Raw genomic sequence first — 23,867 nt, forward strand, 5'->3', positions numbered from 1 at the left:
GTAGACTCACCCACCGTGAGTTTGACCCTCGGCATCGTCGGCCTGCCCAACGTCGGCAAGTCCACCCTGTTCAACGCCCTCACGCGCAACGACGTGCTGGCGGCGAACTACCCGTTCGCGACCATCGAGCCGAACGTCGGCGTGGTGCCGCTGCCGGACGCCCGCCTCGGGAAGCTGGCGGAGATCTTCGGCTCCGAGCGCGAGGTGCCGGCGGTGGTGTCGTTCGTCGACATCGCGGGCATCGTGAAGGGGGCGTCCGAAGGCGCCGGGCTGGGGAACAAGTTCCTCGCCAACATCCGCGAGGCCAACGCGATCTGCCAGGTCATCCGGGTGTTCGACGACTCGGACGTCGTGCACGTCGACGGCCGCGTCGACCCGGCGTCCGACATCGAGACGATCAACACCGAGCTGATCCTCGCCGACCTCCAGACGTTGGAGAAGGCCGTGTCGAGGCTGGAGAAGGAAGCCCGCACGCAGAAGGACCGCCGTCCGGCGCTGGAGGCGGCGCAGAAGGCGCGCGAGATCCTCGACAGCGGGCGCACGCTGTTCGCCGCGCAGTCCGAAGTGGACGGTTCGCTGCTGCGCGAGCTGAGCCTGCTCACGGCGAAGCCGTTCCTGTACGTGTTCAACGCCGACGAGGCCGTGCTCACCGACGAGGCGAAGCTCAAGGAGCTGCGCGAGATGGTGGCGCCCGCGGACGCGGTGTTCCTCGACGCCAAGGTCGAGGCGGAGCTGCTGGAACTGGACGAGGAGTCCGCCCGCGAGCTGCTGGAGTCGATCGGCCAGCACGAGCCGGGCCTGCACGCGCTGGCGAGGGCCGGCTTCCACACCCTGGGCCTGCAGACCTACCTGACCGCCGGCCCGAAGGAATCCCGAGCCTGGACCATCCCCCGGGGCGCCACCGCACCGCAGGCGGCCGGCGTCATCCACACGGACTTCGAGCGCGGCTTCATCAAGGCCGAGGTGGTCTCGTTCGCCGACCTGGTGGAAGCGGGCTCCATGGCCGCCGCGAAGGCCGCCGGCAAGGTCCGCATGGAGGGCAAGGACTACGTCATGGCCGACGGCGACGTCGTGGAGTTCCGCTTCAACGTCTGATCGGACGAGCCCTGCGCTTCGGAAATGTGACGTGACCCCAGACGCCACCGCGCACCTCCGGCCGCTTCGGAACGATGACCGGCTCGACGGCCTCGTTCTCCACCAGCCAGTAGTGCCGGATGCCTGCCGCAGCGTACTGAGATCGAGTGTCATCGTTGCCAGAGTTCGAGGGATTCCCAACCCTGGGGGACGCCGATGGAAGCGACCGACAGAGCGTGCGAGGTTGGGAACTCCCGCAGGAGCTCGGCCAGTCGTCGGTGCCAGTCCGTCCCCGCTTCGATCGATGGGAGGAGGTAGGCAATCACGGCCAGCGCGTTGTAAGTGCCGAAGGCGCCCTTGGCGGTCTGCTTGTCGCGAAGGTGGTCGAGGACCGGCACCTGCCCGGCCTTGGGTCGCGCAGGTGCATTCTGGAGCTTCCGGTTGAACAGCCGGGCGTGGTGCGCGGCGACGTTCCGCACGTAGTTGAGACTGGCGAGCCAGCTGACCATGATTTTCTTCGTCGGAGCCCCGAAGGCGAAGGCGATCTCTTCGGCGTCCGGCTGGCGCAACCACCTGTAGAGAACGGAGAGCTGGCCAAGCTCGAGCAGTTCGGTGAGCGCCCAGACCGGCATCCGGTCGTCGTACTTCTCCCGGAAGTGGGCGACAAACTGCTCGTCGGACTTGCCCCGCCGCTCGCTGGCGCGCTCCAGCCACCTCGCGTGCGAGCTGGGGAGTGGCTCCCCGCTCTCGGGGGCGGTACCCGGTTCGGTGAATGCCTCTATGAAGCACGGGGGCTCCTCATGGGCGAAGGCTGAGGTGCGTCCGAGCACGTACCCCAGTTGCATCCGCACGGCGACCTCAATGCGTTCGATGCCATCCATGACGAGCATGCGCAGCCGCCGGTCGAAGCTGATGATTGACTCGGCGTGGTCGAGCCTCGTGCCCGGCCTGTATCCACCCAGTACGCGGGTGCGCGCGCGGCCTTCGCTGTCGGCGTACTGCTCGGACTCGCGGAATGGGTAGAGGTAGCCGGTGAGCCGGTAGTAGCCCACAGCTCTGAGGACCGCAGCGGCATGATCGCGGTCGCCCATGTCGACTCCCCGGCTCGCGAGCCGCTCGACCTGCTGCTCCAGGGAGAGCCAGGGCTTGGTGTACTCGACCATGAAGATCCTCGCGAAAAGAAAATCAGCCCGCGCCTTACGGCAACGGGCTGATCGTGATGCCTCGATGTTAGCACGGAGGTCCGACTGTCGCTACGACGCAAGCCCATCAGAGTCGGGTCGATGCGGCGGGCAGTCGGCGTCGCTCCTGCGCGGAGCGCGACAAGCCGTCGGCAAGGATGACTCGTACAGCAGGTGTTCCGGATTGGGAGGTCTGCCGGCATCCTAAGACGTCGAATCCTGCTGCAACATGATGAAAACTGCTCCTGACCTGCGGTGATACATAACGGTGCATCCCGGGCCACGCCATCTGCCAAGGCTCGGAACGTCGTGGAGTCCCGCTGCTACGACTGATCTTGCTACCACTTTGGTAGCATCGTCGGTATGGCGATGACGTTGCGGCTGACCGAGGAGCAGGAGCGCGCGCTCGCACTGCTCGCGGAGGCCGACGGGGTGAGCAAGCACGAAGCCGCGGTGCGTGCGATCACCGACGTCGCGGCCCGGCGGGTCAAGGAAGACCGGATCCGCGCGCTCTCCCGTGACGGGCGGAAGCGGTACGCGGCGTTGCTCGACCGGCTCGCGCAGTGAACCCGGAGTACTTGACGCTGGAGGACCTGCTGGCGCTGGCCGACGACCTCGGCGTGCCCAAGGTGCGTGACCTGGGACTGCTGGACTCGGCCGCGCACCGGCCCCAGTCGTCGTTGATCGGGCAGGACGCCTACGGCAGCCTGCACGAGAAGGCCGCCGTGCTGATGGAGTCGATCCTGCGCAACCACCCGTTGATCGACGGCAACAAGCAGCTGGGGTGGATGTCCGCGTTCGTCTTCTACGGCATCAACGGGTTCGACCTGGACGCGCCCGAGGACGACGCGTACGACTTGGTGATCGCGCTGGCCACCGGAGCGGTCGGCTACGCGGAGGCGGCGGAACGCCTGGGTGGCTGGACCCGTCCGATCACTGACGCGGGATGAGCTTGGCGAGGTCGATGTCGATCTCGAACGGCACGGTGACGTGCAGCGAGTCGCGGAACACGCCGGTCGGCGCGTAGGACTTGGTCGGCTCGTCCAGCTCGTAGACGTGCACGACCGGGCCGGTGGCCTCGTCCTCCACCAGCCAGTAGTGCCGGATGCCTGCCGCCGCATACTTGCGCAGCTTGACCGTGCGGTCGCGGAACGCGGATTCGGGTGAAACCACCTCGATCGTGAGCACCACGTCACCCGGCTCCAACCAGGTCCCATCGTCCTCGAACGGTGAGGTCGACGCCACGATGTCGGGTTCCAGGCGGTTGCGGGCGTCGAGTCGGACGGTGATCTCGCGTTCGATCTCGATGCCGTCCGGGGCCTGGTAATCGAGTGCGGCGGTGAGCCTGGAGATGATGCGGCCGTGCCAGCGCCGCTGTGGGGCCATCATGAAAACGAGCGCTCCGTCGATCAGTTCGGTGTGTCGGGGCGCCTCGGGCAGTCGGTCCAGATCCTCCGCGAACCAGCCTTCCTCGCGCGGTGGGCGCATCCAGTCAGGCAAGTCGGCCATGTCCTCACCGTAATGCGGTTCGATGACTTGAGCAGCAATCATGGGCGATCGACTCCTTGGCGTGGTGTCGATCAAGAACGCTAGCGGCGGGAGCACCACCCGGGTAGTCGCACGATGGCGTGGGCGGCGGGTGGTGGTGGACCGGTGGTCCCTGAACAGGACTCGGGGCGGTGCGTTGGACGCGCCGCCCCGAGGTACTGTGCTGCAGGCGTCAGCGCACCTGGTTGCGGCTGTGGCGGGCCAGGGCGAAGACGCCCCCCGCGGTGGCCAACATGCCCAGTGCCGAGACGGTGAACACGACGATGTCGGTGGTCATGCGTAGCTTCCCCTTGCGTTGATCTCCCACTCGTCTTGACGTCCGGGTACCCGGTTTCGTGGTCCGACAGTCGTGTAATTCACACGATCGTGGAGGTAAGGGCAGTGGGACTGCGCACACTTGAAGGTCGGGTGCTGGCCATCGCGCCCTGGATCCTGGGTGCGTCCCTGCTCGGGCACCTGGCGATGGTCGCGTTCCAGACGAAGATGACCATGGTGGACCTGATGGTCTACCGGAACGCCTCACCCGAGCTGTTCACCGGGCAGCTCTACGAGTGGCGGCTCAAGGAGTTCTCCGACCAGTTCGCCCTGCCGTTCACCTACCCGCCGTTCTCCGCACTGGTCTTCGTGCCGCTGTCGTGGGTCCCGTGGGGCGTGGCCCGCTGGGTCTGGCAGCTGGCCTGCCTGGCCTGCCTCTGGTTCGTCACGCGCAAGTCCCTCCAGCTCGTCGGCAGCAACGACCCGCGCCGCGCGATGCTGTGGACCGGCCTGTTCGTCTGGGTCGAGCCGGTGCGCACCACGCTGAACTACGGCCAGATCAACCTGGTGCTGGCGGCGCTGCTGCTCGGCACGATGGTCAGCGCCCGCAGTTGGAAGCAGGGCGCGGGCGTCGGGATCGCGGCCGGGTTGAAGCTCACGCCCGCCATCTCCGGCCTGTACTTCCTGCTCCAACGCCGGTACCGGGCGGCGGTGTGGTCGATCGCGGCGTTCTTCGGCACGGTCGCGGTGGCGTACGCGGTGTCGCCCCGCCTGTCGAACGAGTACTGGTTCCACCTGCTCGGTGACGCCTCCCGCGTCGGCCCGGTCGCCTCGGCCATCAACCAGTCGCTGCGCGGCGCGCTGTCCCGCACGGTCGGGTACGACATCGGGACGGGGCCGCTGTTCATCGGCGCCGTCGTGGTGGCCGCCGTGCTGGCCGGGTTCGCGCTGCACGCGTCGCTGAAGGCCGACGACACGCTGGCGATGATCGTGTCGGTGCAGTTCCTCGGCCTGCTCGTCTCGCCGATCTCGTGGAGCCACCACTGGGTGTGGGCGGTGCCCGCGCTGATGTGGCTGGTCTACGCGGCGAAGCACCGGTTGGCGACGATCACGGCCACCGCGTGGATCGTGGCCATCGGCAGTTACCTGATCTCGTTCCTGCTCAAGGCGCAGCCGTCGATCTGGGTCATCCCCCGCCCGTGGCACCAGTCGGTGCTGGGCTGGGTCTACCCGGCGGTGGGCGTGCTCACGCTCGTCACGATCGCCGTGGTGCTGCGGCAGCGGACACGCGAGCCGTCACCGGCCCACGAAGACGTCGAGCACCCCGTCGATCTCCTCCGCGAGTGACACGTCCAGCGCCGTGATCCCGCCGCTGGAGTGCGTGCTGCAGCGGAACGTGAGCGTGCGCCAGCGGATGTCGATGTCGGGGTGGTGGTTGTCGTTCTCCGCGATCTCCGCCACCCGGTTCACCACCTGCAGCGCCTGGGCGAAGCTCTCCAGCTCCACCGTGCGCACCAGGGCGGCGTCCTGGGCCTTCCACGAGGGCAGCGAGGTCAGCGCGGCGGTCACCTGGTCGTCGGTCAGCAGCTCGGCCATGGCCCCGATCGTCCCACCGCGCGGGGTAAGCTGCGCGTTCGCCACGGGAGTCCGGTGCCGCGCCGGGCTGAGAGGAAGGCGCGCGAGCCTTCGACCGTCCACACCTGATCCGGGTCATGCCGGTGTAGGGAGAGATGATGTTCCGACGAGTGCTGCCCGCCGTGACCGCGTTCGCGCTGCTCACGGCCTGTTCGGTGACCACGTCCGACGCGCCGCCGGCGGGGGAGCGGGTCGTCACGCTGGTGACGCACGACTCGTTCGCGCTGTCGCCGGAGCTGCTGGAGCGGTTCAAGGCCGACACCGGCATCACGATCAAGCCGCTGGCCAGTGGCGACGCCGGTGAGATGACGAACAAGCTGGTCCTCACCAAGGACGCCCCGATCGGGGACGTCGCGTTCGGCGTGGACTCCACGTTCGCCTCCCGTGCGCTGAAGGAAGGGGTGTTCGCCGAGTACGCGAGCCCCGAGGCGACCAAGGGCGCGCACCGCTACCAGCTCGACCCGCCGAACCGGCTGCACGCCGTGGACGTCGGCGACGTGTGCCTGAACATCGACATCGCGGCGTTCTCCGACATCGGCGAGCCGAAGCAGTACGCCGACCTGGCCGACCCGAAGTACAAGGACATGCTGGTGGTCGAGGACCCGGCGACGTCCTCACCGGGCCTGGCGTTCCTGCTCGGCACGATCGCGCAGTTCGGCGAGCAGAACTGGACGAACTACTGGGGTCAGCTCAAGGCCAACGGCGTGAAGGTCGTCAGCGGCTGGGAGGAGGCCTACACGCAGGACTTCTCCGGTTCCAGCGGCAAGGGGCCGCGCCCGATCGTGGTGTCCTACGCGTCGTCGCCGTCGGCGGAGATCGGTGACGACGGCACGCCGCGCACCAAGGCGCTGCTGGACACGTGCTACCGGCAGGTCGAGTACGCGGGCGTGCTGAACGGCGCCAAGAACGCCGAGGACGCGAAGAAGGTCGTGGACTTCCTGCTCGGCGAGCAGGTGCAGGCCGACGTGCCGGGCCAGATGTACGTCTACCCGTCGCGCGAGGGCGTCGCGCTGCCCGAGGCGTGGACGAAGGCCGCGCCGCTGCCCACCACCGCGCGGACGCTGCCCGCCGCCGAGGTCGACGCGAACCGCGAGCGCTGGGTGCAGCAGTGGCGCACGTTGGTGCAGGGCTGACGCCTCGGCTGGGCTGGTCGCTCGCCGCCCTGCTGCCCCTGGCGTTCCTGGGGGTGTTCTTCGCGTGGCCGGTGCTGGCGATCGTCGGCCTCGGCCTGGGCGAGGGTGGCGTGCTGCCGGTTCTCGCCCGGGCCGACACGTGGGACCTCGTCGCGTTCACCTTGGGGCAGGCCGCCGCGGCGACAGCGTTGGCGCTGGTCACGGGCCTGCCGGTGGCGTTCCTGCTGGCCCGTTGCCGGGTGCGGGGCACCGGTCTGGTGCGCGCGGCGGTGATGGTGCCGTTCGTGCTGCCGACCGTGGTGGTGGGGTTGGCGTTCCGGGCGTTGTGGCCTGACGGCGGGGTGCTGCCGATCGTGCTGGCCAACGCGTTCTTCAACGTCGCCGTGGTCGCCCGGACGGTCGGCGGCCTGTGGGCCCGGGTCGACCGGCGGGCGGAGGACGCCGCACGGGCACTGGGCGCGTCCCGCGTCCGCGCGTTCACCTCCGTGGTGCTGCCGTCGTTGGCGCCGGCGATCGGGTCGGCGGCGTCGGTGGTGTTCCTGTTCTGCGCCACCAGCTTCGGCGTGGTGCTGGTCCTCGGCGGTGCGCGCCACCGCACGTTGGAGACCGAGATCTACCTGCGCACGGTGGAGCTGTTCGACCTGTCGGGCGCCGCCGCGCTGTCGTTGCTGCAGTTCGTCGCCGTGATCGCGGTGCTGGTCGTCGGTGGTCTGGCGCGTCGCCGCCGGGAGAAGGCCCTGCCGCTGCGGATCGAGCCACCGCGTCGGCCCACCGGCGGCGAGTGGGGCGTGGTCGTGGCGGCGTGGCTGGTGGTGGCGGCGCTGCTCGCGCCCGTCATCGGCCTGATCGCCAGGTCCCTGGCCACCGACGACGGCTGGAGCTTCGCCGGGTACGCGGCGCTGGCGGGCACGGGGGAGCGCGGCACGCTGGCCGTCTCCGGGTTGGACGCGGCGCTGAACTCGGTGCGGGTGGCCACCGACGCCACCGCGGTCGCGCTGCTGGTCGGCGTGACGTCCGCGGTGGTCCTGGTGGGCCTGCGGCGGCACGGGTCCTGGTTCGCGGAGACCCTGGACACGGCGTTGATGCTGCCGCTGGGGGTGTCCGCGGTGACGCTGGGCTTCGGCTACCTGGTCACGATGGATGCCCTGCCCGGCGATTTCCGCACGTCACCGCTGCTGGTGCCGCTGGCGCAGGCGCTGGTGGTGACACCGCTGATCGTGCGGATCGTGCTGCCGGTGCTGCGCGCGGTGGACGAACGGCTGCGGCAGGCGGCGGCGACGTTGGGCGCGAGTCCGTGGCGGGTGTGGCGCGAGGTCGACTTGCCGTTGGCGGCGCGGTCGTTGGTGGCGGCGGCCGGGTTCGGGTTCGTGGTGGCGCTGGGGGAGTTCGGTGCGACGAGCTTCCTGGCCAGGCCGGACGCGCCGACGTTGCCGGTGGTGATCGCGCGGCTGATGTCGCGGCCGGGGGAGTTGAACAGCCAGATGGCTTATGCGGCGTGCGCGTTGCTGATGGTGGTGACCACGGTGGCCGTGCTGCTGATCGAGCGGTTGCGCGTGCCGAGCGGCGGGGAGTTCTGATGTCGTTGCGGGTGGCCGGTTTGAGCGTGGCGTACGGGCCGGTGGTCGCCGTGTCCGAGGTGGACCTGTCGGTCGGCGACGGCGAGGTGGTGGCGCTGCTGGGGCCGTCCGGGTGCGGCAAGTCGACGTTGCTGCGCACCGTGGCCGGCCTGGAACCGCCCAGCGCCGGGACGGTGTCGTGGGACGGCGCGGACCTGGCCGGGACACCCGTGCACCGCCGCGGTTTCGGCTTGGTGTTCCAGGACGGTCAGCTGTTCCCGCACCGGGACGTGGCGGGCAACGTGGCGTTCGGCCTGCGGATGGGCCGGGTGGAGCGCGAGGCACGCGACAAGCGGGTGGCCTCCCTCCTCGACCTGGTCGGCCTCGCCGGTTACGGCCGGCGACGCGTCACCGAGCTGTCCGGCGGTGAGCAACAGCGCGTGGCCCTGGCCCGTGCCCTCGCACCCCGGCCGAGGCTGCTCCTGCTGGACGAACCGCTGTCCGCGCTGGACCGGGCGTTGCGGGAGCAGTTGGCGGTGGACCTGGCCCGGTTGTTGCGCGAGACGGGCGCGACGGCGCTGGTGGTGACGCACGACCACGACGAGGCGTTCACGCTGGCCGACCGGGTGGCGGTGATGCGCGCGGGCCGGATCGTGCAGGTCGGCGTGCCGACCGAGGTGTGGCAGCGGCCCGTCGACGTGGAGACCGCGCGGTTCCTGGGCTGCGGCAAGGTCCTGGCCCCCGACGCCGCCGAACGCCTGGTGGGCGTGCGCGCACGGGTCGGCCTGCGTGCGACGGCACTGCGCACCGACCCGACCGGCCCGATCGAGGCCGACGTCCTGGAACGCGTCCACCGCCGCGACCACGTGCGGCTGCTCGTGCGGCTGGACGGCGAGGACTTCGAGGCCGTGGCCCCGGTCGCCGAACCCCCGTCACCCGGCGACCGGGTCACCCTGGCCGTGGACCACGACGGCGTCGCGGTCATCGGCTGAACTACAGCACGAGCTCGTACTCCACGTCCCCGTGCTCGGCGCCCTCGATGTACCGCATCACCCGCGGCTCGCCCAGCAGTCGCGCCACGTCGTCCACATCGGACCCGCCGAGTTCATCCAGCACCAGTCGTCCGGTCTCCACCGGCTAATTGTCCTTGGTGGCCAACCGCATCGCCGCCAACGACATCCCGATCACGACGTAGCACGCGGCCAGCGCGGTGCTGCGCCACAGCTCCTCGGTCGGCAACGGGTCGCGCATCACGTCGGTCAGACCCTCCCAAGCGGACGTGATGAGGTACGGGTGCAGCCAGTCCAACGCGCTGAACACGCCCAGCACCGCGAACACGATCACGCCGGCCATCGTCGCCGCCATCACCACCAGCGGGTGCTCGGTGCACGCCGAGATCGCCAGCGCGACCGCCGCCACACCCCACACCTGCACGGTGACCAGCAGGATCGTCAACGCGATCCGCCCCAGCGCCGCCCCGAACGACAGCGTGGACCCGGACAGCGTCAGCATCCCCTCACCGCCGAACAGCACCACACCCGTGATCGCGCCCACGAACGCGATCAGCGTCACCGCGAACAACGTCATCGTGGCCACGCCGAACGCCTTGATCCCCAGCAACCGGATCCGACCCACCGGCGAGATCATCAACCCGCGCAGCGTGCCGTGCTGCGCCTCACCGGCCAGCCCGTCGGCCGCCCAGATCGCACCCACCAGCGGCAGCAGCAGCGGCAGCGCCAGGAACAGCGTGAACACCGGCAGCACCAGGCCGTTGCCGGAGATGATCGCGGCCAGCCCGGGACCGGCGGGCCCCTCACCGTCCACCGCGAACCACAGCCCGATCCCGGCCAGGATCGGCACCAGGCACAGCGACGCCAGCCCGATCACCGTCCGCGGCCGGCGCAGGATCCAGCGCAGCTCCGAGCGCAGTTGCCTGCCCAGCGGAGCGCGCGTGGCGACCAGCGCGCTCATCGCGCACCCTCCTCGATCGTGTCCACCGCGGACAGGTTGTGCTCGGACTCCTCGGCCTCGGTGAGCCGGGCGAACAGGTCCTCCAAGCCGGTGCGGTGGCGACGCGCCTCGTGCACCGCGACCCCCGCCCGCACCAACGTCTCCAGCACCGCGGGCGCCGTCGTGCCGATGAGCTCGACCCGAACGCCCTCCTCGATCGGACGCGCCGAGATCCGACCCGCGCGCAACGCGTTCAGCGCGTCGTCCACGTCCGGCGTGACGACCAGCAGCGAACTGCTGTCCGCGTGCAGCAACTCGGCCAGTTCCCCCTGCGCCACCACGGTTCCCCGGTGCAGCACGGCCACGTGCGTGCAGATCGCCTCGATCTCGCTGAGCAGGTGCGACGACACGACGACCGTGCTGCCCGCCTCGTGCAGGTCCGCGATCACCTTGCGCACCTCGCGCGTGCCCGCCGGGTCGAGGCCGTTGGTCGGCTCGTCCAGCACGATCAGCTTCCGCTTCACCAGCAGCGCCGCGGCCAACCCCAGCCGCTGCTTCATGCCCAGCGAGTACCCCCGGTAGCGCCGGTGCGCGGCGGCGGCGAGGCCGACCCGCTCCAGCGCGTCCTCCACCGCCTGCCTGATGTCACCCGTGGCGAGCAGCGGCTCGAACGCCGCCGCCCGCCGCAGGTTCTCCCGACCCGACAGGAACGGGTGGAACCCCGGACCCTCGACCAGCGCGCCCACGTGCGGCAACGCCTCCGCCGCGCCGTCGGGCAACGCCTTCCCCAGCAGCTCGACCTCCCCCTCGGTCGGCCGCACGAGCCCGAGCAGCATGCGGATCGTGGTGGTCTTGCCCGACCCGTTCGGCCCGAGCATCCCGAGCACCGCCCCCCGCGGCACGTCGAGGTCCACCCGGTCCACCGCGACCGTGCGCCCGTACACCTTGCGCAGTCCTCGCGTCCGGGCCGCGAGGACCGGGGTGGAGCCGGTGGTCGTCACCGGCTCCACCCGCGCGCTGGTCGAGGAGGTCACTTGACCTGGCCGATCGCGTCCACCAGCACCTGCTCCGGCACCGCGCCCGCGGCGACCCGGCCGTCGTCGGCGATCAGCACGCCACCGACCCGCGTGGTGATGAGCGTGCCCGAGCCCCAGGCGCCGCTGACCTGCTTGCCCAGCTGCTTGATCAGGCCCTGCACATCGACGTCCTCACCCTGGCCGTGCTCCTGCCAACGGCCCTCGCGCTGACCCTGCTGCTGCATGTCGGCCAGACCCGTCAGCGCGTCCTGGGGCACCCGCGCGGCCAGCACGACGTCCCAGCCCTCGCCGATGACCTGCGGGTTCGCCTCGGTGAACGCCTGCTCGGCGGCGGCCTTGTCCTCCGCCGACGGCTCGTCGACCTCCGGCTCGGTCACCTTCGCCCCGGCGGGCGGGGTGAACGCGAACAGCGACGCGTCCTGCGGGCCGACGTTCAGCTCGGAGAACCCGACCTGCGCGGCCGGCGCGTCCGTGCCGTTGGTCAGCACGGCCACCCGCAGCGGCACCCGCAGCTCCGAGTCGACCGCGACGCGCACCTCGCGCAGCACCGTCTTCTCGGTCGGCTTCGGCGTCAGCACCAGCTCGTACACCGGCCGGTTCGCCACCCGCGCGGTGCCGTCGACGGTGACGTCGCTGTACTCCTGGATCGCCGCCACCACCTGCCGCGACAACGTCACCGGATCGGTCGGCGCGGCCTTCGGCTCACCGCTGAGGTCCGGCTTGCCGTGCTCGAACGAGCCGTGCGGCAGCTTGGTCACGGTCTGCTCGGCCGAGTCCCACAGCCACGCGGTCTGCCCGTCGTCGACGAACGTGCGCTCGGAGTCGCCACTGGGCAGCTGCACCCGCAGCTTGCCCGCGCCATCGGTCCAGATCCGCAGGTTGCTGGCACCGTCGGACAGCTGCGGCACGCCCGCGATCGCCGGGATGCCCAGGTCGTTGTCCACGTCCACGGTGCCGCCGAACGCGGCCGGCTTCGCGTTGAGCACCGACTCCACCAGCGCCTCGGCGCTCACGTCCGGCAGCACCGGTGCGGGTCCCGCGCCGGCGGGCATCGCGAGCAGACCCAGCCCGGTCGCACCGGCGACCACGCCTACCGCCGCCGCCACGACGGTCACCCTTCTCCGGTTCATGTGTCCCCTCCTCCTGCCGGGCAGCCCCTTGCGACCCGACACCACAGACCCTCCTCCGCCCGCGCTGAGATGGGGCTGAGAGCCGCCCGGAGCCTGAGAGCGGACTGAGACTCCCGCGCCGATTGTCCTCCTCACGGGGCATGCTGTGGGACGTGAGACCACGGGTGCTGGTTGTGGACGACGAGATCGGCGTGCGACGGGCGTTGGAACGCGGCCTGTCCGCGGAGGGCATGGAGGTGGTGACGGCCGCCGACGGCCCCAACGCCCTGCGGGTGGCGTTGACCGGCGCGTTCGACGTGGTGCTGCTGGACATCATGCTGCCCGGCCTGTCCGGCTACCGGGTGCTGCAGCGGATGCGCGCCGAAGGCGTGCGGACGCCCGTGCTGATGGTGTCGGCCAAGGACGGCGAGGTCGACCAGGCCGACGGCCTCGACCTCGGCGCCGACGGCTACCTGGTGAAGCCGTTCTCGTTCGTGGTGCTCGTGGCGCAGGTCCGGGCGTTGCTGCGGCGCAATTCCGCCGACCTGGCGCGGCGCAGGCTCAAGCTCGGCGAACTCGTGGTCGACCGCGCCCTGCGCGAGGTCAGCTGGGCCGGTGAGCCGGTGTCGCTGTCACCGCGCGAGTACGCCGTGCTGGACGTGCTGGCCAGCCGTGCCGGTTCCGTGGTGACGAAGGACGAACTGCTGCGCACGGTGTGGGGCGACGAGCAGGCCGCCACCCGCAACGCGGTCGAGGTGTACGTCGGCTACCTGCGGCGCAAGCTCGACGCGATGGGCGCGGGAGAGGTCGTGCGCACCGTGCGCGGCCACGGTTACCTGGCGTCCACGCCCGACCTCGACGCGGCGCTGGGCGCGGCGGGCACGACAGCGGGGACCAGGCGCAGGTGAACCTGCGCCGGTGGTGGCCGCGCCGGTGGTGGCTGCGGCGGACGCTGCGGTTCCGGATCACCGTCGTGGCGACCGGCGTGGCCCTGCTGTGCCTGCTCGCGCTCACCCTCCTCGCGCCGCGGCTGATCGGGTTGGTGCAGGTCAGCGCGGTCGACTCGGAACTGGCCAAGGCGGGCAACGCGCGCGTGCTCGACACCGCGGGCAACCCGCTCGACGGCGGGCCGCGGCCCGACCTGACCGCGGCGGAGATCCGGGCGCTCAAGGCGGGCGAACCCGTGCTGCGGATCGACGGGCCCAGCGCGCACCGCTGGATCGGCCGAGTCGTGTTCGCCGAGGACGGCACGCCCACGCTGCACGTCGCCGGTGACACGCTGGTCGGCTACCGCGAGGCCAACCGGCTGGGCACGCGGTGGCTCGCCGTGGCCGCGGTGCTGGTCGCGGGCCTGGTCGGGATCGCGACGTGGCTGGCCGTGCGGTCGTCGTTGCGGCCCGTGGAGCGGATGCGGGTGGCCGCGGCGGAACTGCCGCGCGGGCAACGCCTGCCCGTGCCGGCCGCGCGGGACGAGCTGCAGGCGTTGGCGGAGGCGTTGAACGCCCTGCTCGCCCGCCGCGACGAGGCCACCGAACGGCTGCGCCGGTTCACCGGTGACGCGGCGCACGAACTGCGGTCGCCCGTGACGTCCGTGCGGGCCCAGGCCGAGGTCGCGGTGGCGCACCCCGACCCGGACTTCTCCATCGAGGTGCTGGAATCGGTGGTGGAGGAGTCCGAACGGTTGTCCGCGCTGGTCGACGCGCTGCTGATCCTGGCGCGGGCGGACACCGGCGAGCTGCCCCGCGCCGAACCCGTGGACCTGGTGCTGCAGGCGCAGGCGGCGGTGGACCGGCTGGGGGAGACGGACCTGCTGGTTCAGATCGCCGCGCCGCTCAGCGCGTGCCTGATCTCGGCGGCGCGGACCGAGGTCGAGCTGGTGCTGGACAACCTGCTGCGCAACGCCGCCCGTTACGCCCGCACGTTCATCCGGATCTCCGTGCTGCCGGCCGCGCGCGAGGTGCGGTTGCTGGTGGACGACGACGGGCACGGCATCCCCGAGGAACACCGCGACAAGGTGTTCGACCGCTTCTACCGGGTCGAGTCCGACCGGGGACGGGCCACCGGCGGGTTCGGCCTGGGTCTCGCCCTCGTGGCCCACCTGGTCCGTCGGCGGCGGGGGACGATCCGGGCGGGGGAGTCGCCCGAGGGCGGCGCCCGGCTGGAGGTGCGCTGGCCGCTCTACCGGTGACCGTGCTGACAAGATGTGCGACCGTGCCCGCGCTGAGGAACACCACCCTGGTCGACGCCCCGCTGCGGACCGTCGCCGCCGCGCTGCTGGACGCCCGACTGCTGGCCCGGTCCGTGCGCGGGCTCGGGGTGCGGATCACGGGCGGTGCGCCGGTGCTGTTCGAGGGTGCTTCGCTGGCCGGGTCGGTGGGGCCGGTGAACGGGACGCTGGTCGTGACGCGGGCCGACACCACCGGTGTGTCGGCGGAGCTGGTCGGCGGACCGCTGCCGCGGTTCTCGCTGGTGACGGACCTGCTGCACACCGGCGGCGGCACGATGGTGGTCGACTCCGTCGAGTGGTCAAGCCCCGGCGGCCCGTTCGGACGCCTGGCCGACGTGCTCGTGGGCCGTGGCCTGGCCCTGAAGGTGCTCGAAGCGCGTGCCTCCGCCGTTTCGTCACGCAGCATCCAACTGCTCAGCGCACGCGTAGTAGTAGGTGCCGCGATCATCCACAACGGCCTTCTCCTGGCCCAGCAACGCAGCTACCCACCCGAAGCCGCCGGCAAGTGGGAACTCCCGGGCGGACGCGTCGAACCGGACGAAACCGACCACGCCGCCGTGGTCCGCGAGTGCGCCGAGGAACTGGGCGTCACCGTCACCCCCGGCACGCAGATCGGCCCGGACATCCCCCTGCGCCCCGACCTCCTCCTCCGCGCCTACACCGCCACCCTGGTCTCCGGCACCCCGACCCCCACCGACCACCAAGCCGTCCGCTGGCTGACCTCCACCGACCTGGCCACCGTCGACTGGCTCCCCGCCGACCGCGTCCTCCTCCCCACCCTCCACCCCCTCCTCCCCTAAACCCCCGCGAGTCGAACACTCAGGTCCCGCGTGTCCCACGTTCCCGTCCACCGTGTCCTACGTTCAGAACACCCGAGTTGAACACTCAGAACAGTCGATCTTGTTCTGAATGTTCAACTCGGGGTACGCGAACGTAGGACACGCGCGTTCTGAACGTGGGACACGCGGGACCTGGAGGTTCGACTCGCGGGGGTTCAGCCCAGGCCGGACATGCGGAGGGCGGCGTCGAGGCGGTGGGTGCAGCGTTCGCGGGAGCGTTCGGCGCCGTGGGCACGGGCCCGGTCCAGCTCGGCCGGGTCGTCCAGCAGGCCCTGCGTCACCTCCCGCACGGGCCGCAGCTCCTCGATCACCGCGTCCGCCGCGGCCTCCTTCAACTCCGAGTAGTCCTTCAGGGTGGACGCCAGCTCCTCCGGGTCCTTCGCCGTGCACGCCGCCAGGATCTCCAGCAGGTTCGCCACCCCCGGCTGCTCCTCCGGCGCGTAACGCACCACGCCCAAGTCGTCGGTCACCGCCCGCCGGATCTTGCGCCGCACCAGGTCAGGCGGGTCGAGCACGAACACCGTGCCCGCCGCGTCCTTCGCCGACTTGGCCATCTTCCGCGACGGGTCCGCCAGGTCGCGTACCCGCGCCGCGGTCGGCGGCACGACCGACCGCGGCATCACGAACACCTCGCCGTACGTGCCGTTGAACCGACGCGCCAGCACCCGCGCCAGCTCCACGTGCTGCCGCTGGTCGTCACCCACCGGCACCTCGTTCGCGCCCTGCAACAGGATGTCGGCCGCCATCAGCACCGGGTACGTGAGCAGGCTCAACCGGACCGACGACCGGCCCGCCGACTTCTCCTTGAACTGGATCATCCGCGCCGCCTCGCCGTACGTGCAGGTGCACTCCAGCACCCACGTCAACGCGCCCAGCTCGCGGACCAGGTCGGACTGCACGGCCACCGACCGCGGGTCCACGCCGGCGGCGACGAGCACCGCCAACTGCTCCCGGGTCAGCGACCGCAATCGTGACGGGTTGTGCGACGTCGTCATCGCGTGCAGGTCGCTGATGAAGTAGACGTCCTCTTCGGTGCCCTCGGCGGCCCACCGCCTGATCGCGCCGAGGTAGTTGCCCAGCTGGACGGGGCCGGACGGGGTGATCGCGGACAGCCTGATCATGGTGATCCCTTCGGGTGTGCCCGCTCGACGGGCCCCCGAAAGCACGAAGGCCGCCTCAGCGGGCGGCCTGCGTTCGTCTGACGCGCAGTTCTCAGGGCCGCCGGAAGGCGGACCACCAGAACGTGTAAAGAGTGCGCATAGCCGCGATTCTACCGTGTTACCCCGGTGTGTCGCGGGTCTACATTTCTTCCATGTACGTCGTGCTGCTGGAGTACACCGCACCGCTGGACGAGGTCGACTACGCCCTCCCGGACCACGTGGAGTGGCTGAAGAAGCAGTACGAGGCCGGGTACTTCCTGGCCTCGGGCCGTCAGGTGCCCCGCGTGGGCGGCGTGATCATCGCCCGACCGATGGTGCGCGGGAAGCTGGACGCGCTGCTGGCCACCGACCCGTTCGCCATCCGCAAGCTGGCGAAGTACCAGGTGGTGGAGTTCCAGGCCACCCGGACGGCGCCCGAGCTGGCCAGGGTGAACGAAGCGGCGATGGGCTAGCCCGCGGGCACGGACCACGTCCCACCCGGCGTCGGCCGGGCGGTCGCCCTCACGCGGCCACCTTCGCCCTCACGCGGTCACCTTCTTCTTGCCGTCCTTCTTCCCGGGCTTACCGACCTTCGCGGCCTTGCGCTCCTGCTTGGCCGCCTTCTTCGCGGCCTTCTTCGCCGCCTTCTCCCGAGCCTTGAGCAGCACGACCACCGGACAGCTCTTGCACCTCGGCGTCGATCGGCAGCACTTCTTCTTCACCTTGACCTTGCCCACGCGACGTGCTCCACTCATCCGGGTGTCCTCAGAGTAGGTGAGGCTGACCTCACCTGCCGTCCCTGTGTGGTAAAGGCACCCCGACCGGTAAGCTGTACTCAGGCTGCGCGCGATCCACCGTCCGGCGCCTGGCTTCCCTCGCACAAACAGCTCTAGGAGTTCCGCGTGCCCACGGCCACCGCGTCGATCAAGGAAACGCTGGTCCGCAACGACCTGCGCAACGTCGCGATCGTCGCGCACGTTGACCACGGCAAGACGACCCTCGTCGACGCCATGCTCCGCCAGTCCGGCGCCTTCTCCGAACGAGCCGAGCTCGTCGACCGGGTCATGGACTCGGGCGAGCTGGAGCGCGAGAAGGGCATCACGATCCTCGCCAAGAACACCGCCGTGCGCCGCCAGACGCCCGACGGTCCCGTCACCATCAACGTGGTCGACACCCCCGGCCACGCCGACTTCGGCGGTGAGGTCGAGCGCGGCCTGTCCATGGTCGACGGCGTGGTGCTGCTGGTGGACGCCTCCGAGGGCCCGCTGCCGCAGACCCGGTTCGTGCTGCGCAAGACGCTGGCCGCCGGCCTGCCGGTGATCCTCGTGGTGAACAAGGTCGACCGCCCCGACGCCCGGATCTCCGAGGTCGTCGAGGAAGCGCACGACCTGCTGCTCGACCTGGCCAGCGAGGTCGGCGCCGACGACTCGGTGCTCGACCTGCCCGTCGTCTACGCCTCCGCGCGCGCCGGCCGGGCGTCGCTCAACCAGCCCGAGGACGGCGGCCTGCCCGACGAGGAGAACCTCGACGTGCTGTTCGAGGTCCTGTTCAAGCACATCCCGGCCCCGATGGGTGACGCGGACGCGCCGCTGCGCGCGCTGGTGACGAACCTCGACGCGTCGTCGTTCCTGGGCCGCATCGCGCTGTGCCGCATCGAGGCCGGCCGCATCCGCAAGGGCGAGACCGTGGCGTGGTGCCGCGAGGACGGCTCCATCCAGAAGGTCCGCATCACCGAGCTGCTGATCACCGAGGCGCTCGACCGCGTGCCCGCCGAGCAGGCGCGGGCGGGTGACCTGGTCGCCATCGCCGGCATCCCGGACATCACCATCGGCGACACGCTCGCCGACGTCGACAACCCCGAGCCGCTGCCGCGGATCACCGTCGACGAGCCCGCGATCTCGATGACGATCGGCGTGAACACCTCGCCGCTGGCCGGTCGCGGCGGCGGCACCAAGCTGACCGCGCGCCTGGTCAAGACCCGGTTGGACTCGGAGCTGGTCGGCAACGTGTCGGTGCGCGTGCTGCCCACCGACCGGCCGGACACCTGGGAGGTGCAGGGCCGCGGTGAGCTGGCGCTGGCCATCCTGGTCGAGCAGATGAAGCGGGAAGGCTTCGAGCTGACCGTCGGCAAGCCGCAGGTGGTCACCAAGACCATCGACGGCAAGCTGCACGAGCCGTTCGAGCGGTTGACGATCGACGCGCCGGAGGAGCACCTGGGTGCGATCACCCAGCTGCTGGCCAACCGCAAGGGTCGGATGGAGAACATGTCCGGCCACGGTTCGGGGCGGATCAAGCTGGAGTACGTCGTGCCGTCGCGCGGCCTGATCGGCTTCCGGACCGAGTTCCTGACCGAGACGCGCGGCACCGGCATCGCGAACGCGGTGTCCGAGGGCTACGGCCCGTGGGCCGGCGAGATCCGGACCAGGCACAACGGCTCGCTCGTCGCCGACCGTTCCGGCCAGATCACCGCGTACGCGATGATCCAGCTGGCCGATCGGGGCACGTTCTTCGTGGAGCCCGGCGCCGAGGCGTACGAGGGCATGGTCGTCGGCGAGAACCCGCGGGCCGAGGACCTCGACGTCAACGTGTGCCGTGAGAAGAAGCTGACGAACATGCGCACCTCGACCGCCGACGTGATGGAAACCCTGGCCCGGCCGCGGAAGCTGTCGTTGGAGGAGGCGCTGGAGTTCTGCGCCGCCGACGAGTGCGTCGAGGTCGCGCCGGAGGTCGTGCGGGTGCGCAAGGTGACCCTGGACGCCAACCAGCGCGGCCGCGAGCGCAGCCGCAACAAGTTGCGGGGCTAACCGCTTCTCCTTATATATAGGGTCTGCCACGGGCACCCCAGGCTCCGGCCAGGGGTGCCCGTGGCTTTGGCCGCCGTTCCCCCCGTGACCACCGAACACGATCGGGTGAACATAGGCCAAAAATGTACGGAAACACCGTTACCGTCCCTCGGTTGGAACATGAGGAAACCGCGGCCGAACCAGGCCTCATGGGATGCGGGACACGCCACACCCCGCGATGGGTAGGCCGCCAAAGTGGCTACGGGGCGTGCGGGCCGCCGTGGGGGAGATGCTGGGCGCCGTGCGCAGCCGCGTGACCGGCGGGCGCGGTGGCTGGGGTGATCGGGTGGCTGAGGATCGGGTGGGCGGCTGGCGGTCGGCGGTTGCGGGTTGGCGGCGAGGGGAAGTGGCGAAGGGATGGGGTTCGCCTGGGGGTGCGGTGGCGAGGGTGGGCTGCGCGGGGGCGGGCTGTGAGGGGGTGAGCTGCGAGGGGTGCGTTGGGCGGGGAGTGGGTGGCGAGGAGCTGGGGTGGGTGGGGTGTCGTTGGGGTGGGAGTCGTGGGGTTGGGCGTCAACTGTCCGCGTCGTCTGGCACGCTCGTACCCATGGGGACGCGGAAGGTTCTTGCGGTGTTGGCTGCGCTTGTGCTGGCCGGTTGCACGGCTACGCCACCGCCGCCCCTGGTGCCTTCGACGCCGGGGATGACGGTCGTCCCGAAGGAGAAGCAGAACGAGGTCGTCGTCGGGATGGACGACATCAAGGGCGGCTACAACCCGCACACGCTGGCCAGCCAGAGCACGGTCACGACGGCGCTCGCCGCGCTGCTGCTGCCCTCGACCTTCCGGACCGATGCGGACGGCAGTCCGCGGCTCGACCTGGACCTCCTGGTGAGCGCCGAGGTGACCAGCGCGGACCCGTACACGGTTACCTACACGTTGCGGCGTGATGCCAGCTGGTCGGACTCGGCGCCGGTCGCGGCGGAGGACTTCGTGTACCTCTGGCAGCGGATGCGGGAGGAGCCCGGGGTGGTCGACCCGGCCGGGTACCGGCTGATCGACGACATCACCAGCCGCGAGGGCGGCAAGGTGGTCGAGGTGGTGTTCAGCAAGCCCTACCCCGGTTGGCGCAGCCTGTTCCGCAACCTCCTGCCCGCCCACCTGCTCAAAGACGCCCCCGGCGGGTGGGGTGCGGCGCTCGCGGACAGCTTCCCGGCCACCGCCGGGCCGTTCGCGGTCCGCACGCTCGACCAACCGCGCGGCGAGATCATCCTCGAGCGCAGCGACCGCTTCTGGGAGGCACCGCCCGCGCTCGACCGGCTGGTCCTGCGCCGCGCGAACCAGCACGACACGATCGAGGCGCTGAACACCGGTGACGACCAGGTCGCCCTCCTCCGCGCGGACGCCATCGCGACCAAGGACATCGCCGAACTGGCCAAGACCACGCCGCTCACCAGCGTCGTCGTCCCCCGCCCGGAAGTCGTCCAGCTCCTGTTCCGCCCCGCCTCGCCGCGCATGCAGGACGTCCGCGTCCGCACCGCCGTGCTGAACCTGCTCGACCGCGACGACCTGATCGACGCCGGCTCCCGCAGCGGCCCCAGCGAGAACCTCCGCGCGGACGCCCAGGTGATCCCCCCGAGCAAGCCCGGCTACACCCCGACCATGCCCCCCAAGTCGGGTGACCCCGCGCAACTGCTCACCCAGGCGGGTTACACCCGTCCGGAGGGCGGACAGTGGGAGCGGGAGGGCAAGCCGATGGAGTTGACCATCGCCGCACCGGCCGGGATCGAGCCGTACGTCACCGTCGCGAACCGCGTCCAGCGTCAACTGTCATTGTCCGGAATCGCTGTACGCGTCCTGACAACGCAGCCCAATCAGTTGTTCGCCCAAGATCTGTCGGATACCGCCGCTTCCAATGAGCCGGTGGACATTGCCGTCGTGCCGCAGGTCGACACCGGTGATTCCGCGGCCGTTCTGGCTTCCACATTCGGCTGCCGCCCGTCGCCGGACGACGGCGGTACACCCATTCCGGCGAATCTGTCCGGTTTCTGCGACCAGTCGGTCCAACCGGTGATCGAACAGGCCCTCAGTGGCCAGGTGCTGCTCGCCGACGCCCTGAAGACCATCGAGCCGGTGCTCTGGCAGCAGGCCGTCTCGCTGCCGTTGTTCCAGGTAGCGGACCTGTTGGTCGTCCTACCGGAGGCCGTGAACGTCACCGCCGGTGCTCCGTTCGCCGGTCCGCTCAGCACCGCGCGCACCTGGCGCCGGGAAGATCCTTGACAGTTGACTCGGACGAAACACTGGCTTCAAGATGCGTTCGAGGCGCAGTATTGACAGTATTCCCGTCGTCCGGTTAACGAACGCTCCCGCCCGGTAACGACGAAGTAGCGTGCTGCGACCAACGTGTCACCCTTTGGTCACGATCGGCCGATGGGCAGTGACCGTGCCGCGCACGGCTTCTTATCGTGCTGCAACGGTGTGTCGGTTCGGGGCGCGTTTGGCACATCACGGTTATGGGTGGAAGTCGGCCCAAACGGTCGCTCCAACCCAGTGCTAGGAGGGCACGTGTCGATGAGGAGATCAAAGGCTGTCTCGGCGCTTGCGCTGTTGACCGGAGCCGCGCTCGTGCTGAGCGCGTGTGGTGGCGGCGGCTCGAGCAGCGGCGACCAAGGCGGGCCGCAGGACCTCGACCCCGGTTCGATCGGTGGTCAGGACCAGCTGCTGAAGCGTCCGAAGGTAGAGGACATCGGCGAGATCGCGGTCGCCGTGGAAGAGGGCTTCCACAACTACAACAACAACATCGGCGCGACGAACAACTTCTCCAGCACCATCGCGCTGTCCAACGTGCAGCCCTCGCCCTACGTCACCGAGCTGGTCGACGGCAAGGTCGTGATCAAGGTCGACGGTGACCTGATGGAGTCCATCAAGGTCACGTCGAGCGACCCGCAGACGATCGAGTGGAAGGTGCAGAAGGCCGCCGTCTGGTCCGATGGCGAGGCCATCGACTGCGACGACTTCCACCTGAAGTGGCTGGCGGCCACGAGCAAGGCCACCACCAAGAGCGAGAGCGGCGAAGAGGCCTCGATCTTCGACTCGTCGCCCACGGGCTACGAGAACATCGAGAAGCTCGAGTGCTCCGACGGTGACAAGACCATCACCACGACGTTCTTCAAGGACAAGCCGTTCGCGGACTACCGCGGCCTGTTCTCGCAGCCCGGTAGCGACAGCCTGCTGCCGGCGCACATCCTGGAGCAGAAGACCGGCGTCTCGGACATCACCAAGGTGTCGCCGTCGCAGAACGACGAGACGGTCAAGAAGGTTGCCGAGTTCTACACCACGGGCTGGCTGGGCTTCGACCCGGCGGTCGCCCTGTCCGGTGGCCCGTACATCATCATTTCCTCGGACCTCAAGGACCAGACGGTCCTCGAGCGCAACCCGAAGTGGTGGGGCAACCCCGGTGGCCCGTCCAAGGTCATCCTGAAGACGAACACCGACGCCCAGTCCGCGGCTCAGCAGCTGCAGAACAAGGAAGTCCAGGTCATCGCGCCGCAGGCCGACCCCGCGGTCGCCCAGCAGCTGCGCGGCGACAGCGCGTTCGAGGTCTACGCGGCCGGTGGCCAGACCTACGAGCACGTCGACTTCAACATGGCGCGCCCGCTGTTCAAGGAGAACAAGGACCTGCGCCTGGCGATCGCCCAGTGCTTCGACCGTGAGTCCCTGGTCGAGAAGCTGATCGCGGACGTCGACCCGAACGCCAAGCCGCTGGGCAGCCTGACGTTCCAGCCGAACGAGGTCGGCTACGAGGACCACTACGGCGACGTCGGCAAGGGTGACGTCGCGGCGGCCAAGAAGACCCTCGAGGACGGCGGCTGGAAGCAGGGCGCCGACGGCATCTACACCAAGGGCGAGTTCCGCGCGTCGTTCAAGCTGGGCCACAAGATCGTCCAGCGTCGTTCGGACACGGTCCGGATCCTGCAGGACAAGTGCAAGCAGGCCGGTATCGAGATCGTCGCCGACCAGGCGGCGGACTTCAACGACAAGCGCCTCCCGGCGAGCGAGTTCGACGCCGCGCTGTTCGCGTGGGTCGGCCAGCCGCTGAAGGCCGGTGCGTACGGCAACTACGCGCAGAAGGCCAAGGGTGGTTCGGGCAACTACAACAACTACGACTCCGCCGCTCTGACGGAGAAGTGGGCAGCCGCGAACGCCGAGCTGGACTACCAGAAGCGCATCACCATGATGAACGAAGCGGACAAGATCATGCGGGACGACCTGCACAGCATCCCGCTGTTCCAGCTGACCGACTTCGCGGCGTCGAGCGCGGACATCGGCCCGATTTCGTACATCGGTGTCGGCGGCGGTGTGACCTGGAACCTCTACGCCTGGCAGAAGAAGTAACAAAGCCAGGA

At 70.1% G+C, this 23,867-nt stretch carries 23 protein-coding genes; 14 read left to right on the forward strand and 9 right to left on the reverse strand.

Annotated features, from left to right (window positions below):
• The first annotated feature begins 15 nt into the window (after window positions 1-15).
• Window positions 16-1,095: a redox-regulated ATPase YchF gene (ychF, locus tag A6A25_RS29945; RefSeq protein ID WP_073895848.1), complete on the forward strand. Its 1,080-nt coding sequence runs from the start codon at window positions 16-18 to the stop codon at window positions 1,093-1,095.
• 149 nt (window positions 1,096-1,244) lie between these two features.
• On the opposite strand, the gene A6A25_RS29950 is transcribed toward ychF, so the two are convergent.
• The gene (locus A6A25_RS29950) at window positions 1,245-2,237 is read right to left on the reverse strand and encodes an Abi family protein (protein ID WP_073895850.1); all 993 of its coding nucleotides are present in this window, start codon (window positions 2,235-2,237) and stop codon (window positions 1,245-1,247) included.
• Between the two features lie 381 nt (window positions 2,238-2,618).
• Between A6A25_RS29950 and A6A25_RS29955 the strand changes: the two genes are divergently transcribed.
• Window positions 2,619-2,822, forward strand: a complete 204-nt coding sequence (locus tag A6A25_RS29955; protein ID WP_073895852.1) for a CopG family transcriptional regulator — start codon at window positions 2,619-2,621, stop codon at window positions 2,820-2,822.
• Entirely contained in the window at window positions 2,819-3,205 is a 387-nt protein-coding gene (locus tag A6A25_RS29960; protein ID WP_073895854.1) for a type II toxin-antitoxin system death-on-curing family toxin, read from the forward strand. Before A6A25_RS29955 ends, A6A25_RS29960 begins: the two co-directional genes overlap by 4 nt.
• Here A6A25_RS29960 and A6A25_RS29965 read toward each other — a convergent pair.
• A complete protein-coding gene (locus A6A25_RS29965; protein ID WP_073895856.1) occupies window positions 3,189-3,764 on the reverse strand; it encodes a Uma2 family endonuclease in 576 nt (191 codons plus the stop codon). The genes A6A25_RS29960 and A6A25_RS29965 overlap by 17 nt on opposite strands.
• A 420-nt stretch (window positions 3,765-4,184) precedes the next feature.
• Here A6A25_RS29965 and A6A25_RS29970 point away from each other — a divergent pair, with 420 nt between their 5' ends.
• On the forward strand, window positions 4,185-5,405 hold the full coding sequence (locus A6A25_RS29970) for a mannosyltransferase (RefSeq protein ID WP_073895858.1): 1,221 nt from the start codon (window positions 4,185-4,187) through the stop codon (window positions 5,403-5,405).
• Here A6A25_RS29970 and A6A25_RS29975 read toward each other — a convergent pair.
• The gene (locus A6A25_RS29975; protein ID WP_073895860.1) at window positions 5,355-5,654 is read right to left on the reverse strand and encodes a 4a-hydroxytetrahydrobiopterin dehydratase; all 300 of its coding nucleotides are present in this window, start codon (window positions 5,652-5,654) and stop codon (window positions 5,355-5,357) included. The two genes, A6A25_RS29970 and A6A25_RS29975, sit on opposite strands and share 51 nt — an antisense overlap.
• Before the next feature lie 137 nt (window positions 5,655-5,791).
• Between A6A25_RS29975 and A6A25_RS29980 the strand changes: the two genes are divergently transcribed.
• Genes A6A25_RS29980 through A6A25_RS29990 form a run of 3 tightly spaced genes read left to right on the forward strand, consistent with a single transcriptional unit; the run spans window position 5,792 to window position 9,374 of the window.
• The gene (locus A6A25_RS29980; RefSeq protein ID WP_073895862.1) at window positions 5,792-6,826 is read left to right on the forward strand and encodes a thiamine ABC transporter substrate-binding protein; all 1,035 of its coding nucleotides are present in this window, start codon (window positions 5,792-5,794) and stop codon (window positions 6,824-6,826) included.
• Complete coding sequence (locus tag A6A25_RS29985; protein ID WP_380734313.1) at window positions 6,802-8,403, forward strand: ABC transporter permease; 1,602 nt, start codon at window positions 6,802-6,804, stop codon at window positions 8,401-8,403. Before A6A25_RS29980 ends, A6A25_RS29985 begins: the two co-directional genes overlap by 25 nt.
• On the forward strand, window positions 8,403-9,374 hold the full coding sequence (locus A6A25_RS29990) for an ABC transporter ATP-binding protein (protein ID WP_073895864.1): 972 nt from the start codon (window positions 8,403-8,405) through the stop codon (window positions 9,372-9,374). Before A6A25_RS29985 ends, A6A25_RS29990 begins: the two co-directional genes overlap by 1 nt.
• A gap of 1 nt (window position 9,375) precedes the next feature.
• Here the strand turns inward: A6A25_RS29990 and A6A25_RS44325 are convergent, their stop codons facing one another.
• From A6A25_RS44325 to A6A25_RS30005, 4 genes are read right to left on the reverse strand one after another with little or no spacing between them, the layout of a single operon-like run.
• Window positions 9,376-9,516: a hypothetical protein gene (locus tag A6A25_RS44325; protein WP_158073843.1), complete on the reverse strand. Its 141-nt coding sequence runs from the start codon at window positions 9,514-9,516 to the stop codon at window positions 9,376-9,378.
• Window positions 9,517-9,519: 3 nt separating this feature from the next.
• Window positions 9,520-10,353: an ABC transporter permease gene (locus A6A25_RS29995; protein ID WP_073895866.1), complete on the reverse strand. Its 834-nt coding sequence runs from the start codon at window positions 10,351-10,353 to the stop codon at window positions 9,520-9,522.
• Window positions 10,350-11,366, reverse strand: coding sequence for an ABC transporter ATP-binding protein (locus tag A6A25_RS30000; protein WP_073895868.1), 1,017 nt, complete (start codon window positions 11,364-11,366; stop codon window positions 10,350-10,352). The genes A6A25_RS29995 and A6A25_RS30000 overlap by 4 nt, the downstream gene beginning before the upstream one ends.
• Window positions 11,363-12,499 carry a LolA family protein gene (locus tag A6A25_RS30005; protein ID WP_073895870.1) on the reverse strand — a complete coding sequence of 379 codons (1,137 nt, stop codon included), beginning with the start codon at window positions 12,497-12,499 and terminating at the stop codon, window positions 11,363-11,365. Before A6A25_RS30005 ends, A6A25_RS30000 begins: the two co-directional genes overlap by 4 nt.
• 140 nt (window positions 12,500-12,639) lie before the next feature.
• On the opposite strand from A6A25_RS30005, the gene A6A25_RS30010 reads away from it, so the two are divergent.
• Genes A6A25_RS30010 through A6A25_RS46695 form a run of 3 tightly spaced genes read left to right on the forward strand, consistent with a single transcriptional unit; the run spans window position 12,640 to window position 15,505 of the window.
• On the forward strand, window positions 12,640-13,386 hold the full coding sequence (locus A6A25_RS30010; protein ID WP_073895872.1) for a response regulator transcription factor: 747 nt from the start codon (window positions 12,640-12,642) through the stop codon (window positions 13,384-13,386).
• Window positions 13,383-14,666, forward strand: a complete 1,284-nt coding sequence (locus A6A25_RS30015) for a sensor histidine kinase (RefSeq protein WP_073895874.1) — start codon at window positions 13,383-13,385, stop codon at window positions 14,664-14,666. The genes A6A25_RS30010 and A6A25_RS30015 overlap by 4 nt, the downstream gene beginning before the upstream one ends.
• Window positions 14,667-14,689: 23 nt before the next feature.
• Window positions 14,690-15,505, forward strand: coding sequence for an NUDIX domain-containing protein (locus tag A6A25_RS46695; RefSeq protein ID WP_338013238.1), 816 nt, complete (start codon window positions 14,690-14,692; stop codon window positions 15,503-15,505).
• A gap of 194 nt (window positions 15,506-15,699) precedes the next feature.
• Here the strand turns inward: A6A25_RS46695 and trpS are convergent, their stop codons facing one another.
• Window positions 15,700-16,665: a tryptophan--tRNA ligase gene (gene trpS, locus A6A25_RS30025; RefSeq protein WP_073895877.1), complete on the reverse strand. Its 966-nt coding sequence runs from the start codon at window positions 16,663-16,665 to the stop codon at window positions 15,700-15,702.
• A 191-nt stretch (window positions 16,666-16,856) separates the two neighbouring features.
• Here trpS and A6A25_RS30030 point away from each other — a divergent pair, with 191 nt between their 5' ends.
• Complete coding sequence (locus tag A6A25_RS30030) at window positions 16,857-17,156, forward strand: YciI family protein (protein WP_073895879.1); 300 nt, start codon at window positions 16,857-16,859, stop codon at window positions 17,154-17,156.
• A 69-nt stretch (window positions 17,157-17,225) separates the two neighbouring features.
• On the opposite strand, the gene A6A25_RS30035 is transcribed toward A6A25_RS30030, so the two are convergent.
• Entirely contained in the window at window positions 17,226-17,438 is a 213-nt protein-coding gene (locus A6A25_RS30035; RefSeq protein ID WP_143193490.1) for a hypothetical protein, read from the reverse strand.
• 147 nt (window positions 17,439-17,585) lie between these two features.
• Between A6A25_RS30035 and typA the strand changes: the two genes are divergently transcribed.
• The 3 genes from typA to A6A25_RS30050 all read left to right on the forward strand — a co-directional run bounded on the left by typA (window position 17,586) and on the right by A6A25_RS30050 (window position 23,856).
• Window positions 17,586-19,487: a translational GTPase TypA gene (gene typA, locus A6A25_RS30040; protein ID WP_073895883.1), complete on the forward strand. Its 1,902-nt coding sequence runs from the start codon at window positions 17,586-17,588 to the stop codon at window positions 19,485-19,487.
• 583 nt (window positions 19,488-20,070) lie between these two features.
• Entirely contained in the window at window positions 20,071-21,741 is a 1,671-nt protein-coding gene (locus A6A25_RS30045) for an ABC transporter family substrate-binding protein (protein WP_073895885.1), read from the forward strand.
• Window positions 21,742-22,032: 291 nt separating this feature from the next.
• The gene (locus A6A25_RS30050; protein WP_073896183.1) at window positions 22,033-23,856 is read left to right on the forward strand and encodes an ABC transporter family substrate-binding protein; all 1,824 of its coding nucleotides are present in this window, start codon (window positions 22,033-22,035) and stop codon (window positions 23,854-23,856) included.
• Window positions 23,857-23,867: the final 11 nt, after the last annotated feature.

Origin of the sequence: Saccharothrix sp. CB00851 (assembly GCF_001905065.1) — a bacterium.
In the GTDB taxonomy this organism is placed as follows: Bacteria; Actinomycetota; Actinomycetes; order Mycobacteriales; family Pseudonocardiaceae; genus Actinosynnema.